Source organism: Sphingobacterium sp. UBA5639, from assembly GCF_002421245.1.
Taxonomy (GTDB): Bacteria; Bacteroidota; Bacteroidia; order Sphingobacteriales; family Sphingobacteriaceae; genus Sphingobacterium; species Sphingobacterium multivorum.
In genome coordinates this window covers 129,530-143,727 of the sequence record NZ_DIJR01000002.1, presented here as the reverse complement: position 1 = coordinate 143,727, position 14,198 = coordinate 129,530, and the positions used below count along the sequence as shown (strand labels likewise).

Annotated in this window: 15 protein-coding genes; 11 read left to right on the top strand and 4 right to left on the bottom strand. The window is 40.7% G+C overall.

Going from position 1 to position 14,198, the window contains the following annotated elements; all coding sequences use genetic code 11:
* The first annotated feature begins 1 nt into the window (after position 1).
* Positions 2-1,126, top strand: a complete 1,125-nt coding sequence (locus B4Z90_RS01405) for a dipeptidase (protein ID WP_286801232.1) — start codon at positions 2-4, stop codon at positions 1,124-1,126.
* Complete coding sequence (locus tag B4Z90_RS01400; protein WP_286801231.1) at positions 1,123-2,364, top strand: MFS transporter; 1,242 nt, start codon at positions 1,123-1,125, stop codon at positions 2,362-2,364. Before B4Z90_RS01405 ends, B4Z90_RS01400 begins: the two co-directional genes overlap by 4 nt.
* A 95-nt stretch (positions 2,365-2,459) precedes the next feature.
* Here B4Z90_RS01400 and B4Z90_RS01395 read toward each other — a convergent pair whose 3' ends face one another.
* Together B4Z90_RS01395 and B4Z90_RS01390 are read right to left on the bottom strand one after the other, a co-directional pair.
* Positions 2,460-2,804, bottom strand: coding sequence for a hypothetical protein (locus B4Z90_RS01395; RefSeq protein WP_201639006.1), 345 nt, complete (start codon positions 2,802-2,804; stop codon positions 2,460-2,462).
* A 94-nt stretch (positions 2,805-2,898) separates the two neighbouring features.
* A complete protein-coding gene (locus B4Z90_RS01390; RefSeq protein ID WP_286753797.1) occupies positions 2,899-4,680 on the bottom strand; it encodes an ABC transporter ATP-binding protein in 1,782 nt (593 codons plus the stop codon).
* Between the two features lie 181 nt (positions 4,681-4,861).
* On the opposite strand from B4Z90_RS01390, the gene B4Z90_RS01385 reads away from it, so the two are divergent.
* The 4 genes from B4Z90_RS01385 to yajC are packed head-to-tail and all read left to right on the top strand — an operon-like array spanning position 4,862 to position 7,785.
* Positions 4,862-5,941: a Glu/Leu/Phe/Val family dehydrogenase gene (locus tag B4Z90_RS01385; RefSeq protein WP_046674513.1), complete on the top strand. Its 1,080-nt coding sequence runs from the start codon at positions 4,862-4,864 to the stop codon at positions 5,939-5,941.
* 60 nt (positions 5,942-6,001) lie between these two features.
* Positions 6,002-6,949, top strand: a complete 948-nt coding sequence (gene nusB / locus B4Z90_RS01380) for a transcription antitermination factor NusB (protein WP_070565546.1) — start codon at positions 6,002-6,004, stop codon at positions 6,947-6,949.
* 27 nt (positions 6,950-6,976) lie between these two features.
* Entirely contained in the window at positions 6,977-7,438 is a 462-nt protein-coding gene (locus B4Z90_RS01375; protein ID WP_286801230.1) for a DUF1573 domain-containing protein, read from the top strand.
* A 26-nt stretch (positions 7,439-7,464) separates the two neighbouring features.
* Positions 7,465-7,785 (top strand): preprotein translocase subunit YajC, encoded by a 321-nt coding sequence (gene yajC, locus B4Z90_RS01370; RefSeq protein WP_201639008.1) that lies wholly within the window; start codon positions 7,465-7,467, stop codon positions 7,783-7,785.
* 62 nt (positions 7,786-7,847) lie between these two features.
* Here the strand turns inward: yajC and B4Z90_RS01365 are convergent, their stop codons facing one another.
* Positions 7,848-8,507: a DUF6266 family protein gene (locus B4Z90_RS01365; protein ID WP_286801229.1), complete on the bottom strand. Its 660-nt coding sequence runs from the start codon at positions 8,505-8,507 to the stop codon at positions 7,848-7,850.
* 352 nt (positions 8,508-8,859) lie between these two features.
* Here B4Z90_RS01365 and B4Z90_RS01360 point away from each other — a divergent pair, with 352 nt between their 5' ends.
* Genes B4Z90_RS01360 through B4Z90_RS01345 form a run of 4 tightly spaced genes read left to right on the top strand, consistent with a single transcriptional unit; the run spans position 8,860 to position 12,381 of the window.
* Positions 8,860-9,834, top strand: coding sequence for a BtrH N-terminal domain-containing protein (locus B4Z90_RS01360; protein WP_286801227.1), 975 nt, complete (start codon positions 8,860-8,862; stop codon positions 9,832-9,834).
* 52 nt (positions 9,835-9,886) lie between these two features.
* A complete protein-coding gene (locus tag B4Z90_RS01355) occupies positions 9,887-10,837 on the top strand; it encodes a hypothetical protein (RefSeq protein WP_046674519.1) in 951 nt (316 codons plus the stop codon).
* Between the two features lie 10 nt (positions 10,838-10,847).
* Positions 10,848-11,423 (top strand): dephospho-CoA kinase, encoded by a 576-nt coding sequence (gene coaE, locus B4Z90_RS01350; protein ID WP_197084052.1) that lies wholly within the window; start codon positions 10,848-10,850, stop codon positions 11,421-11,423.
* Positions 11,424-11,427: 4 nt separating this feature from the next.
* Positions 11,428-12,381, top strand: a complete 954-nt coding sequence (locus tag B4Z90_RS01345) for an exonuclease (RefSeq protein ID WP_084823202.1) — start codon at positions 11,428-11,430, stop codon at positions 12,379-12,381.
* Positions 12,382-12,422: 41 nt separating this feature from the next.
* On the opposite strand, the gene B4Z90_RS01340 is transcribed toward B4Z90_RS01345, so the two are convergent.
* Positions 12,423-12,827 carry a hypothetical protein gene (locus tag B4Z90_RS01340; RefSeq protein ID WP_197084053.1) on the bottom strand — a complete coding sequence of 135 codons (405 nt, stop codon included), beginning with the start codon at positions 12,825-12,827 and terminating at the stop codon, positions 12,423-12,425.
* Between the two features lie 265 nt (positions 12,828-13,092).
* On the opposite strand from B4Z90_RS01340, the gene dinB reads away from it, so the two are divergent.
* Positions 13,093-14,190, top strand: a complete 1,098-nt coding sequence (gene dinB, locus B4Z90_RS01335; protein WP_046674520.1) for a DNA polymerase IV — start codon at positions 13,093-13,095, stop codon at positions 14,188-14,190.
* The last annotated feature ends 8 nt before the right edge of the window (positions 14,191-14,198 follow it).

Here is a 14,198-nt window from a genome sequence, read left to right as displayed (position 1 = left end):
TATGTACGAATTTGAAATGCCATTTTTGGTCGATGCACATTTGGATTTGAGTATGAATGCCATGGAATGGAATCGGGATCTTCGATTGCCAATTACGGAACTCAACCGCAGGGAAAAGGGGATGGATGACAAGCCCGATCGGGCTAAGGCAACAGTCACTTTTGACGAATTGCGTCGTGGTCATATTGGTTTGGTTGTTGCCACACAAATCGCTCGATTCGTAAAACCCGAAAGCTCTTTACCAGGCTGGTACTCTCCGGAACAGGCTTGGGCGCAGACGCAGGGGCAGCTTGCGTGGTATAAGGCAATGGAAGCCGATGGGCAAATGAAAATGATTTGTACAAAAGCTGATCTGGATCAACATATAGCACTTTGGTCGAATGGCAGCGATCATGTAGATAAGCCAATCGGATATCTGCTGAGTCTGGAAGGTGCCGATTCAATTGTAGATATCAGTTATCTTGAAACAGCTTATAATTATGGTTTGAGAGCTGTCGGACCAGCGCATTACGGACCGGGGCGATATGCCAACGGAACCGACTCATCGGGCAAGCTTAATGAACAGGGCGTCCTATTGTTGCGGGAAATGGAGCGATTGGGGATGATATTAGACGCAACACACCTCAATGATGATGCGTTTTGGGACGCTGTTGGACGTTATAACGGTGCCATTTGGGCAAGCCATAATAATTGTCGCAAGTTTGTCGACCATAATAGGCAGTTCAGTGACGAAATGATCAAGACTCTTGTTGCGAAAAAAGCAGTGATCGGTGTAGCGCTCGATGCTTGGATGATGGTACCGAATTGGGCCCGCGGTGTATCCGACCCTAAAACAAGCAATTGCTCCATGGAAATCATGGCCAACAATATTGATCATATTTGTCAATTGGCAGGAAATGTTGATCATGTCGGCGTAGGGAGCGATTTAGATGGAGCATTTGGCCGAGAGCAGTGTCCTTATGATCTGGAAACTATTGCTGATATCCAAAAAGTATTTGGTATCCTGTCAAAAAGAGGGTATGATAAGACCGATCTTGAAAAGATTGCTAGCAAGAACTGGCTTAATTTTATGCGAAATGCATTGCCCGAATCAAAACAAACACCTCCAACACAACTGAATAGATGAAACCAGTATTACGCGTGCAATTGTCCCTGATGATGTTTTTAGAGTATTTTATCAAAGGGGCCTGGTTTGTCACTTTGGGAACATACTTGATTAAATCGCTCAATGCCTCAGGAATGGAGGTAGCGAATATTTTTGCGACACAATCCCTTGGTGCTGTATTTGCTCCTTTTTTTGTGGGTTTTGTCGCCGACAGATACTTTAATGCCGAGCGGGTGCTTTCAGCTTTGCATCTCATTGGAGCTGGACTACTTTACGGGATGTCTCAAGCACCTGATGCAACACATTTTTATCCCTATGTGTTTGTTTACTTTATGGCTTACATGTCTTCGTTATCCTTGTCCAATGGAATAGCATTCCGGCATATAGAAGATGCGAAGAAGTATTTTCCGGGGATACGTGTTTGGGGAACGATCGGTTGGATCTGTTCGGGACTTGTCATCAGTTATTTGTTCCGTTGGGATGCGCCCGAATCGATACAGGCAGGTGCTCTGCACAACACCTTTATTATGGGGGCGGTCTGCTCGTTGTTACTGGCATTCTTTAGCCTGGCTCTCCCAAAAACTCCGCCGCAGGTGAAACTCAGGGATGAAAAATTTGATTTTGGCAAGGCGATCGGTTTGGATGCACTGAAGCTGCTCAAACAGCGGAGTTTTCTGATTTTTTTTGTGACAGCAATTGTCATCTGTATACCTATTTCGTTCTATTATCAAAATGCCAATCCATTTTTGGTCAACGCCGGAATACCGAATCCCACAGCAAAAATGGCATTGGGGCAATTTTCCGAAGCCATCTGCCTGTTGTTGATTCCATTTTTCTTTAGACGCCTGGGGTATAAAAAGATGATTTTATTGGGGATTGCAGCCTGGGCACTCCGTTATTTGTTTTTTGCATACGGCGACGGACAGGAACGTTCATTCTTATTGCTATTCGGAATATTATTACATGGCATCTGCTATGATTTTATGTTTGTAGTCGGCCAGATTTATACCGATAGAATTGCCGGCGAAAAATACAAAGCTTCTGCACAGGGGCTTATTACCATTGCGATGTATGGTGTAGGGATGTTAATCGGATTTTGGGTTGCCGGTGCAGTTTCAGATTATCTAAAAACAGCTTATGCTGCTCAATTTTGGGAATATCTTTGGTTTATTCCTGCAGGTATTTCTGGTTTTTGTCTTGTGTTATTTGCCGTATTTTTTAAAGAGGAGAAAGCGCTGCCGGATATGAAAGCTCGTTAAAGATGCCTTTGGTCAATTAAAAACAGGGATTTCAGAAAAAATTAAAACATGGAGCATCTTTGATGGGGAGGTGCTCCATGTTATTTATAGGCCTATTATATCATATTAAACCATTCCTGGTATTTTTCACCGATGAAAGGGAGTGGCTTTTGCTCTCCGGCAAATGCAGACATTAATCCCAATATAAGAGCAATGAGTAGGAGCAATCCAACAATACTAAGGACAATTCCGCCAATACCTGGAACAAAACGTAACAGCCCCAAGGCCATTCCTGTCACGGAGATACCTATACTTTGTCGGATATGGAACTGTGCTAAAGCAGTCTTTTCCTTGTTGTTCATAATGATGGCTGCAACAAGGCCGATGATGGTTAAGTAAGAAATAATAGCAATTGTTTTTCCGTCGTTTGACGTAGCCTTTTGAATAGGGGTTCTCTCCATGATCCTTTAATGTAAAATGTTTGACTTAAATATTTAAGACAAATTTAGGAGAGATATCCCTTGAATCCTTTAGCTGAATTCAGGGATATTTTATTTATCCTTCCACACTTTCCAGTAATTGCTTTTCATGGAGTTCAAAATATTCACCTCTTTTATCCATCAATTCAGCATGTGTACCCTGTTCTACAATTTCCCCTTGATCCATCACCAATATATGGTCTGCATTCTTGATTGTCGAGATGCGATGGGCAATAAAAATACAGGTCTTACCTTTCATGATGCGGCTTAGCGAACGGAGAATGGTTTCTTCCGTTTTTGTATCCACGGCTGAAAGACAGTCATCAAAAATCAATACTTTGGGTTCCTTAATTAAAGCGCGTGCGATGGATACCCGTTGCTTTTGCCCCCCGGAGAGGGTAATCCCACGTTCTCCAACAGCGGTTTCAAATCCATCTTCAAAAGCGATAATATTGTCGTATACAGCGGCATCTTTGGCAGCCTGTTCCACTTGTTCCTGTGTAAAGTGGTCTAAACCAAAGCCTATATTATTGGCAATGGTATCCGAAAATAGGAAAACATCTTGTGGGACAAATCCGACCTGTTGGCGTAAGCTTTTGAAATCAAGGTTTTTAATTTCAAGACCATCATAATGAATACTTCCTTTGTCGATATCATACATCCGAAGGAGTAAGTTGGCCAGCGTAGATTTTCCGGATCCCGTTTTTCCGATAATAGCAAGTGTTTTGCCGATCGGGATTTGGAACGATATATTTTTTATCGCCTGAATGCCGGTTTCCGGATACGTAAAGGAGATCCCATTAACCTTGATTTCGCCCTCCAGTTCCTTGGCAGCTGTGCCGTTAACGATAGGAGATTCGGTTTGAAGGAATTCGTTAATGCGTTTTTGTGACGCGGCAGCACGTTGCACCAATGACGTGACCCAAGCCAAAGACATGGCAGGGAAAGTCAACTGGTTGACATAGATGATAAACTCGGCGATATTTCCGGCAGTCACTGTTCCTTTGGCAACTTCGATTCCACCAATATAAATGGTAATGACTGTACTAAGTCCAATAAGCAATAGAATAAGCGGGAAGAAAACAGCCTGTACTTTGACGAGATCAAGAGCCGTGTTCCGATAAATGGTACTTTCCTTCTCAAATTCCTGCATTTTATTTTGTTCTCTGGTGTAGGTTTTGATGACGCGGATGCCAGCAAAAGTCTCCTGGACGAAAGAAGAAAGGTTCGCCAGTTGTTTCTGTATTTTTAAGCTACGCTTGTTAATGATTTTATTAACAAATAAAATAATAACCGATAGGACAGGGATTGGCGCCAATGCATAAGTGGCCAATCTTCCGTTGACGCTATACATCGCATAGATGACCATGATCGATAAAACTACGGTATTGATCGCATACATGATGGCAGGTCCTAGGTAGTTACGCACCTGATTGACGTCTTCAGTCGCGCGGCTCATGAGATCTCCGGTATTGTTTTTCCGAAAGAAACCAAAGTTTAGATCCTGGTAATGATTATAGATCTCATTTTTGAGGTCGTATTCAATATAACGCGAGGTTAAAATGATCGTCTGACGCATAAAGAATAAAAATATGCCCCGCAGCAGTGAAAGTAGGAGCACGACGAAACCAAAAAACAGGAGGCTGGTGCCAAATACCTGATAGATGAGTTCCTGTCTGTCGAAACCATCAAATAGACGGTATAGATAGATGTTTTCCTGAACCAAATCAAATGCTTCGCGAATTACCTTTGCAGGCAATACCCCAAAATAGTTGGATATGATAACGAAAATAACCCCTGGAATCAGTTTCCAGCGGTATTTATAAAAGTACTTATTTAAGTAGGCGAGATCCTTCATATTACGAATACAAAAGTAGGACTAATTCATCAAAATGCTTTACGATTTAAGCGAATTTACTGTCATTCGGAAATCAAATGTTAAGTCTTGGATAAAAAAAGTTGTTATGCACAACGAATAATTTTCCTACTTTTGCATCAAGTACCTTAAAAAATTAAAACAAATTAGAGTAGTACATTTTATGTCAACATCTCAAAATTCTATTTTTGAATTGATGAGCCAGTCTGGCCATCAAAACTTATTTTTCTGTAATGATGAATTAGTGGGCTTGAAAGCTATCGTTGCGATCCATGATACAACCTTGGGGCCTGCGATAGGAGGAGTTCGTATGTTACCATACGAAAGTACAGAAGAAGCTATTGAGGATGCTTTACGTTTATCCAAGGCCATTACGTACAAATCTGCCATCACTGGATTGAATTTAGGCGGGGGAAGTGCTGTTATTATTGGTAATAGCCGTTTGGACAAATCTGAGGTTTTATTGCGCCGTTTGGGCCAGTTTATTGAAGGATTGAATGGTAATTTCATTGCTTCACTAGACGTAGGTACGACACAACGTGATTTAGAACATATTTATACCGAGACTGACCACGTTGCTGGTCTACCAAAGGCTATTCATGGTAGCGGTGTCGGTGATCCTTCCATTTTTGCTGCACAAGGTGTTTATTTTGGTATAAAAGCCTGTTTAAAGGAATTATACGGATCGGAAAATGTTGCTGGTAAAAAAGTTATTGTACATGGAGTAGGTGGTGTTGGTGAACGTTTGATCGCGATGTTACGTGAAGAGAATGCACGTGTATATGTCAGCGATATTACGGAAGAGAAAATGCTGAAAGTGGCGGCTAAGTACAAAGCTGAGCCAATACCTTACAATGAAGTATTCGATCACGAATTTGATGTATATTCTCCTTGTGCGTTAGGTGGTACGGTAAATCCGGAATCCGCACAGAAAATGCAATGCAAAATTATTGCTGGTTCTGCCAATAATCAATTGAAAGATGAACTTGTTACAAGTTCTATTCTGCATGAAAGAGGTATATTATACGCGCCTGACTATTTGATCAACGCTGGTGCATTAATCGGCTGCTATTCAGAAATTCAAAATTACGGCGTAGATCACACTGAATTTGTGATCAAAAATATTTATAATGCGACTAGAGACGTCTTGAAAAAATCAAAAGAAGAGAATATTTCTACTTTTGAAGCGGCTAATCGCATTGCGGAGAAGCGTATCCAAGATATTAAAAAAATCAAGCGGTAGTCTTCATCCCAAAATCGTTCTTACTTATTATTTTATAAAAAAATCGTTCTTTAAATTACTATGTTAAACAGGAGACACCTGAGGGTAAAAGTAGTGCAAACGCTTTATGCGTACAGTCTTTCAGAAGATAAAGACATCAAAACATTTGAAAAAGCACTATTAAAAAATGTGGATGAAGTCTATGAGATGTATATGTGGACACTGAATCTATTAGATGAAGTATCTGATTATGTCTTAATAGATGCAGAGGGTAGAGCTAATAAGTTTTTACCAACTGAAAAAGACTTGTCTTTAACGACCAAGTTAAGTACTAACACTTTTATTGAGTCATTGAGACAAAATCCACAATATGGAGAAGGTGTCAAAAAGTATAAAATTTCTTGGAGTTTCGATCCGGAGATCGTGCGTACGGTATTTTTGCAATTAAAGGATTCCGAGGCTTATTTGGAGTACTTGCAACAAGAGGATCGTTCGATCGGTACGGAAAAGGATATCATCAAGCATATCTTTAAAAAGATTATCTTGAAATCACCGGTTATTGAGCAGGTTTTTGAGGAGAAATTCATCAACTGGCCTGTCGATAAAGAAGTATTGCAAGCGTTGATTGCGAAGACTTTTAAGAACTTTAGTTCAGAAGATCCACGTAAAAATAAACTGGCAGAGATTACGCAAAACTGGAATGATGATAGCGACTACGTCATTGCATTGCTAGGTAAAACTATTCGCAATACAAATGAATATCAAAAGCTTATCTCGGAGAAAACGAAGAACTGGGAGTCAGATCGTATTGCGCTAATGGATACTTTATTGATGCGTATGGCCATATGTGAGTTGGTTAATTTTCCATCTATTCCTGTGAAAGTGACAATAAATGAGTATATTGAAATTTCTAAGGTATTCAGTACATTGAAAAGTAATACATTTATCAATGGTATCTTGGATAAAATATTAAACGATCTGAATCAACAAGGAAGAATCCAGAAGGCAGGTCGTGGTTTAAGAGATTAAAACCAAACGCATAAATAATTTATACGAATGAAAAACTTTGGCAAATATTCGGTTTTAGCTTTGTCGGCAGTACTTTTATTTTCTTGTGGAAATGCACAAAAAGGAAAAGGTGAAGGAAGCAAGACAGCGACTGAAACAGCAGCTGCGGATAGCCTTTCTAAGGCGGCAGCACAATTGGGAAAAGTAGAATTTGAAGAGTCTGCATTTGACTTCGGTCAGGTAAAGGAAGGCGCACAGGTAAAGCATACCTTTGTGCTGAAAAATTCTGGTGATGCACCTGTTATTATCTCGAAAGTGACTGCTTCATGTGGTTGTACACAACCTGAGTTTTCGAAAAGCCCTATTTTGCCAGGTGGAAAATCTGAGATCCATGTAACTTTCAATAGTGAGGGACAAGTTGGTAAACAGCAGAAGATCATTACGATTCAATCGAATGCTTCCAATGGCTTAACAACAGTACAGCTAAAGGGCGAAGTATTAGCAAAATAACACATTATTAAACGATATAATAACAAATGAATACAGTATTATTACAAGCAGCAGGTGGCGCCGGTTATGGTCAACTGATAATGATGGTTGGTCTAGTTGTGGTATTTTATTTCTTCATGATCAGACCACAGATGAAAAAACAAAAAGACCATAAAAAATATGTAGAGCAATTAGGTGTAAATTCAAAGGTAGTAACTACAGCTGGTATTCACGGACGCATTGTAGAAGTATCAGACACGACTTTCTTAGTTGATGTAGGTTCAGGTGTAAAAATCCGTTTTGACAAATCAGCCATTGCTTTAGATGCTTCTAAAGCTGCTAACAACACGGAGAAGAGCGCTTCTTAAGCTTTTTTGGGAAAGAAATGAAAGCCAGTTTTCGTGGAAAACTGGCTTTTTTTATGTACCGGTCAAATCTTTATCTTACCTAAGTGCATACTGTCTGTATTACCTCCACCATAGCTCTCTACAAAAAAGATATACACTTCATAGGTCACTTGCTTTTTATGTTTCGGTATATCAATGTTTTGTCTGCCCGTTATTAAGCTATTTTTCGCCTCATTGGTCAAAAATGGATATTCAGCCCCATTATACGTTGCATTATACAGGAATAAGAACGAATCATAAGTTCCCATGTCAAATTTCTTCTCCAGATAGGGGTCGTATTCCCAAGTAACCAGAAACACCTGATTTTCTTGATCGAAATCCATCGTGTAGGAAGTGATGGGATTGGGACTTCCTTTGGCAATCATAAATTTTTGCCAGTCCACCACAAAACCGTTCTCTTCCTGAATAAGCGCATGGTTCAAATTATAAGACATTGCGACATCATAGGCCCGTTTCGGATAACTGTATGCCTTGTAGCCTATAGTGATGATCGGGTTTAACATGCTTATATGCGACCTCATAGTTTTGAAGCGTGTTCTACTCAGCAGCTGTTCAGGTGTGGGCTCTCGTTTTTTAACGCGAGGGAGAGAGCGTACATAATTTCCTGTTTTAGTCGACACAAATACAACAGAGCCTGCTTTCCTGGAAACAGCCCCATTAACGCCATTTTTGATGATTGCCATAATGTATTGATTAGCTTATAGATAATTAAGATAAGCATTAAAAAGGAAATATGCTAATACCAGGTAATCCCTAAACACAATTTTTAGTCTATGTTTAGACAGTAATCAGTCATTGTTTATTCAGTCTGCACTGAACAATTACTGAACGATCACTGAACAATCACTGAACAATCACTGTAAAAAGTGATAAGTTGGTTACCAACTGATGTTCTTTTGTTGCAGCTAAAAAATTAAATGAGACAATAGGGAAGGGACTACACTCTGTAACAAAAAAGTGTGTCGCAAGAAGTATTTCTTTTCCTGCTGACACCAGGCTGTCAATCGAGCTTCTAATTTTGTGAAAAAGAATGCTATGGAAAATCTTAAACCGTTTGACGGGCTACATTGTGAAACTACCGCAACAGGTACTTTATTGAAGCATATTGGCATTGAACTTTCTGAACCGATGCTTTTTGGATTAGGGGAGGGACTTAGTTTTATCTATTGGAAAATGAAAACCATGGACTTTCCATTTTTGGGCGGACGAATAAAAACGGATCTCCTGACGCAGCATATCTGCAAAAATCTCGGTCTCGAACTCAATGTTCATGAAACCTCTTCAAAAGTAAAAGCCTGGCAGGCTGTACGACAGCTCTTGGATGAGGGGCAACCTGTGGGATTAAAACTCGATGCCTATTACCTGGAATATTTTACTAAGCCATTTCATTTTGCGGGACATTATGTCGCTATATATGGCTATGACGATGAGCATGCCTATTTGGTGGATACGAGGCAGCAAGGCGGTAGTGTGAAGACGTCGCTTGCGAGTTTAGCTTTAGCGCGGGCAGAGAAAGGGCCTATGTCGTCCAAAAATTTGTATTATACCATAGCAGGTAATATGGAGAACGTTGACCTGAAAGAAGTGCTGATTGCCGCAATGGTCAATAATGCAAAGCAATATCTTGCACCACCTATCAACAATATTTCATATAAAGGAATTTTGAAGACCAGTGAAGAAGTGATGAATTGGTTCAAGACAAGTCAAGCTATTGAAAGCGAGTTTAAGATGGCTGCAAGTCTAATGGAAAAAGCGGGCACTGGGGGTGCTTTGTTTCGAAATCTGTATCGCGACTTTATCAAGGAAAGTTACGATCTCCTCGGAATAGAACAACTCGCGGTGGTTCATCATGAGTTTGTACAGATTGCATTATTGTGGACATCCCTGTCGGAATTGTTTAGTCAAATTGCTGAGACGGCCAGTTTCGATGCTGTCCAACAGGCATCAGCAATTTTCAAAACCCTTGCCACAAAAGAGAAAAATGCAATGGAAATATTGGCGTCTTTGTGATGAAATGCAGATAAGAACGCTAATTTTTGCGCAAATTGATTAAGTTTGTATCATGGCGAATGCAGTTCGAATAAATAAGACCCAACGGCGTAAGATTAATGTCTTCGTGCGTTGTGTTGGAATTTCGTTGTTAGCTTGGTTATTGTTTTCGATTTCCAATCAATATACTGTGTCCGTTAAGGCAGCAATTGAATATGTCAATCTTCCCGAGAAACGCGCATTTCACCCGCAGCAATCCGATACGGTAAAGGTGAAATTGGAGATGACGGGATGGCAATTCCTATTTTCCAAAGCTGCTTTGGAAACCCCAAAGGTGCAGGTTGACCTAAGCTCTTTAAAAACCAAAGATTGGATTGTTTTTTCCAATCAATTGGGCTTTATCAACCGGCAGTTTCCACATGAACAACGGGTAGTCTCGGTGAGCCCAGATACCTTGTTTTTTGATTTTTCCAAACAGACGCAGCGTAAAGTGCCCGTCAAACCTTTGTCCAATATTGGCTTTAAGCGTGGGTATGGTTTTATTGCTGATACCAAGATTACCCCGGCTTATGTGACGATTACAGGGCCCTATGAGGATGTTTCGGCGATTGAGTATTGGGAGACCGATACCGTTCGCGGGAAGGAAGTGGAGACCGATGTTCGAACAGTGGCAAACCTGGCACGTAACCAAAAAGCGAATATCAATGTTTATCCGACTTCGGTCGAGGTTCTGATGCCTGTAGGGGAGTTAACCGAGAAAGTGATTGAATTACCCGTGAAGGTTGAAAATGGCCAGCGCTATAGTTCTGTTAGGCTTAATCCAAGCAAAGTGGTCGTCACCGTACTGATGTCCGTTAAGGATTATAATAACTATACATCGCGAGATTTTGAAGCTGTGGTAGATCTGGCTGACTGGGAGAAAAACGGGGTGCAATATTTGCCTGTTTTGCTGACCAAAGTACCTGACTTTTGTAAGGTAATCAGCGTTGTACCTCAAAACGTGGACTTTTTTGTACGTAAATAACACTATTTTCATGAAGATTGGAATAACAGGCGGAATTGGATCCGGTAAAACATTTATCTGTCAGCTTTTTAAAGCCATGGCTGTACCTGTTTATAATGCAGATGATGAGGCGAAGGAATTGATGAATACCGATTTACGGATCAAAGAACGCTTGATTGCGGAGTTCGGTAAAGAGACCTATAAGGATGGGAAATTAGATCGGGCTTTTTTGGCCGAACAGATATTCAGCGACAAGGCGAAGCTCGAACTTGTAAATGGCATTGTACACCCCATCGTTATCCAGGCGGCCAAAGACTGGGCCGAACAACAAAAATCCCGTTATTCACTCAAGGAGGCTGCTTTGCTTTTTGAAAGTGGCTCTTACAAGGATCTTGATTATACCATCCTGGTTACTGCGCCTTTACACATACGTGTTAAACGTGTTATGGAGCGTGATGGCGTCACTGAAGAACAGGTCATGGAGCGAATAAATAAGCAACTAACTGATGAAGAAAAATTAAAACTGGCAGACTTCGTCATCATTAATGATGGAACCACTCCGCTATTGCCGCAAGTGTGGACTTTACATCAAAAATTTCTAAAATAAAACTATGTCGATCATATTAGCTGACTTCTTGGTCAGAAAACCAGAAGGTTATTATTGCCGTTATGGTGATTTTTTTATTGATGCGAGCAATCCCGTCATGCACAATGTCGTATCTCATGCCCATGGCGATCATGCCAGTTCGGGACACGATTATGTGTATACAACGCAGGCAACTTCATTGTTTATGACTTATCGCTATAAACAAAACCGCAAAGATTCATATCAGGTTAAATTGTTCAATAGTCCGTTTAAAATGGGTGCGGTCGAAATCACATTTTTACCAGCAGGTCACATATTGGGTTCGGCACAAATTCTGATGGAATACCGGGGAGTGCGCTACCTATACACGGGCGATTACAAATTGCAAGCTGATGAGACTTGCGAGCCGATCGAAGTGCAGCAAGCCGATGTCCTTATTACAGAAAGCACATTTGCAAATCCGGATATTATACACCCAGATCCTGCGGAGGAGATAAAAAAACTCGACGGACATGCCAGCAATATCTTATTAGGTACTTATGTGTTGGGCAAGGCGCAGCGGATTACTGATTTGATCAACAGATACTGTCCGGAGCGAAAAGTGCTTGTGCATAGTGGAATATTGCCCTACCATCGCCTTTACGACCAACACGGGCTGAAGAAATTAGACTATGAGCCCTACAACAGAAAAGAAATGAAACAGGGCGAACAGAATAAAGTTTATTTGGTACCGCCGATGACTTTTAACAGTTATTTTAGGGCGACCAAAGTGTTACGTGCATTTGCTTCAGGCTGGAAACGTTTACAGGCACAGAATGATATCGAATTGTATATTTCAGATCATGTGGACTGGAATGACATTCTTCACTACATTAAGATGGTAAATCCCCAGGAAGTTTGGACACTACACGGTGACGGGACCATTTTAAAAAGTTTTTTTAACGAAAAATTGATCGTGCGTGATGTGCTTTCTGCATAAGCAGGCTGTGTCGAAAAATCTTCAATCGGGAACGTAAATTTCTATTTCATATTGACAACTTTGTCAACAATATAAACCGTGTTTCCACGCCAGGGAAGAACGCCATGATATTCTTTGTAGCGCAGATCGAAGTACTTTCCACTATTGAGCTCCAATTGACGGAATATAGAATCATCTTCAATAGAAAATTCAAATTGGTTGCTGGCGATACCACCCGTTTTGATACTTCCAAACCCCTCTTGGATGAGTTTACCTTCGTATGTCTTGAAAATATTACCCTTTTTTACAGCATAATTAAGATAACCAGATTTTACGCCTTCACCGAATACGTAGTAATACTTCCAGTAAACGTAGGATCCACCCCCCACAAGTAGAAAAAGGATCAGCAGAAGTAAGAACTTCTTAAATCCGGATTTTTTCGGTTTTTGTTCAGGCATATTTTCCATAATGTGCTATTTTTAAGTCTTTTTACTGTGGTTTATGAGACTATCAGGACTGGATGCTTTTTCGCCTAACCTATAGTTTCACCTAAAGATAAAAAATTAACGGCATAATAACGAATGGTTTAGATGTAGCCTAGAAAGTTGCCGAGCGTGATTGGAGTAAGAGACTCCCGAGCCTACCGTTTGCGGGCTTTGCTGTAGTTGCTAATTCTATTAGTTATTTTTCGGTTTTCTTAGTCTGTAATGCTAATTTTTGTAAATTTGGATCATGGATCCCGAACAGGTACATCGCAAGATTATTCATTTGGATATGGATGCCTTTTATGCATCTGTAGATCAGCGTGATTTTCCCGAATATCGGGGGAAAGCGATTGCAGTAGGTGGTTCTCCGGATGGGAGAGGAGTAGTTGCGACGGCCAGTTACGAAGCACGAAAATTTGGCGTCAAATCTGCGATGAGCTCCCGAAAGGCTCTTCAGTTGTGCCCCCATATTATCTTTACCTATCCTCGTTTTGACGTGTATCGTCAGGTTTCATATCAAATCCGGGAGATCTTTCTCCGTTATACGGACTTAATTGAACCGCTTTCCCTCGATGAAGCTTTTTTGGATGTAACTGTAGACAAGCAGGGCATTGGTTCGGCTATTGATATCGCCAAAGCCATTAAAGAAGCAATCAAAGAAGAACTGAATTTGACCGTCTCGGCCGGCGTTTCCGTGAATAAATTTGTTGCAAAGATTGCTTCGGATATGGACAAACCCAACGGCTTAACATTTATAGGTCCTTCTAAAATTGTCAAGTTTATGGAGTCATTGCCCGTGGACAAGTTTTTTGGCGTAGGTAAGGTGACAGCAAAAAAAATGCATGAACTGGGACTGTTTACTGGGCTTGATTTAAAAAAACAGCGTGAAGAGGATCTCGTACGTTGGTTTGGAAAGACGGGGCATTTTTTTTACCGTATCGTACGCGGGATAGACGACCGTCCTGTTGTTCCCAATCGCAGCAGCAAATCGGTCGGGATTGAGGATACTTTTGGTGAGGATGTAGAAGTTTTTGAAGAATTAAATACCATTTTGCAACGGCTCTGCAAACAGTTGTGGACACGTATTGGGAAAAAGGAAATATCTGGGCGAACCTTAACCTTAAAAATTAAATATGCCGATTTTGTTCAGTTGACACGAAGTATCACCCTAGAAAATAGTTTTGATTCGGAAGACAAAATTTACGCCACAGCTCATAGTTTGTTGAGCAAGGTTGAGCTGGTGAACAAAGTGAGGTTGTTGGGCGTTTCGATATCAAATTTTGTGGAAGAAGCTGATTTTCCAAAGGAAGGCATACAGCTTGCACTTTTCGAGCAACATCCTTAGTAAGGAAT

Coding starts and splice junctions, on each gene's coding strand:
- B4Z90_RS01405 (WP_286801232.1), top strand. CDS start 2: ATGTACGAATTTGAAATGCCATTTTTGGTCGATGCACATTTGGATTTG.
- B4Z90_RS01400 (WP_286801231.1), top strand. CDS start 1,123: ATGAAACCAGTATTACGCGTGCAATTGTCCCTGATGATGTTTTTAGAG.
- B4Z90_RS01395 (WP_201639006.1), bottom strand. CDS start 2,804: ATGGAGAGAACCCCTATTCAAAAGGCTACGTCAAACGACGGAAAAACA.
- B4Z90_RS01390 (WP_286753797.1), bottom strand. CDS start 4,680: ATGAAGGATCTCGCCTACTTAAATAAGTACTTTTATAAATACCGCTGG.
- B4Z90_RS01385 (WP_046674513.1), top strand. CDS start 4,862: ATGTCAACATCTCAAAATTCTATTTTTGAATTGATGAGCCAGTCTGGC.
- nusB (WP_070565546.1), top strand. CDS start 6,002: ATGTTAAACAGGAGACACCTGAGGGTAAAAGTAGTGCAAACGCTTTAT.
- B4Z90_RS01375 (WP_286801230.1), top strand. CDS start 6,977: ATGAAAAACTTTGGCAAATATTCGGTTTTAGCTTTGTCGGCAGTACTT.
- yajC (WP_201639008.1), top strand. CDS start 7,465: ATGAATACAGTATTATTACAAGCAGCAGGTGGCGCCGGTTATGGTCAA.
- B4Z90_RS01365 (WP_286801229.1), bottom strand. CDS start 8,507: ATGGCAATCATCAAAAATGGCGTTAATGGGGCTGTTTCCAGGAAAGCA.
- B4Z90_RS01360 (WP_286801227.1), top strand. CDS start 8,860: ATGGAAAATCTTAAACCGTTTGACGGGCTACATTGTGAAACTACCGCA.
- B4Z90_RS01355 (WP_046674519.1), top strand. CDS start 9,887: ATGGCGAATGCAGTTCGAATAAATAAGACCCAACGGCGTAAGATTAAT.
- coaE (WP_197084052.1), top strand. CDS start 10,848: ATGAAGATTGGAATAACAGGCGGAATTGGATCCGGTAAAACATTTATC.
- B4Z90_RS01345 (WP_084823202.1), top strand. CDS start 11,428: ATGTCGATCATATTAGCTGACTTCTTGGTCAGAAAACCAGAAGGTTAT.
- B4Z90_RS01340 (WP_197084053.1), bottom strand. CDS start 12,827: ATGGAAAATATGCCTGAACAAAAACCGAAAAAATCCGGATTTAAGAAG.
- dinB (WP_046674520.1), top strand. CDS start 13,093: ATGGATCCCGAACAGGTACATCGCAAGATTATTCATTTGGATATGGAT.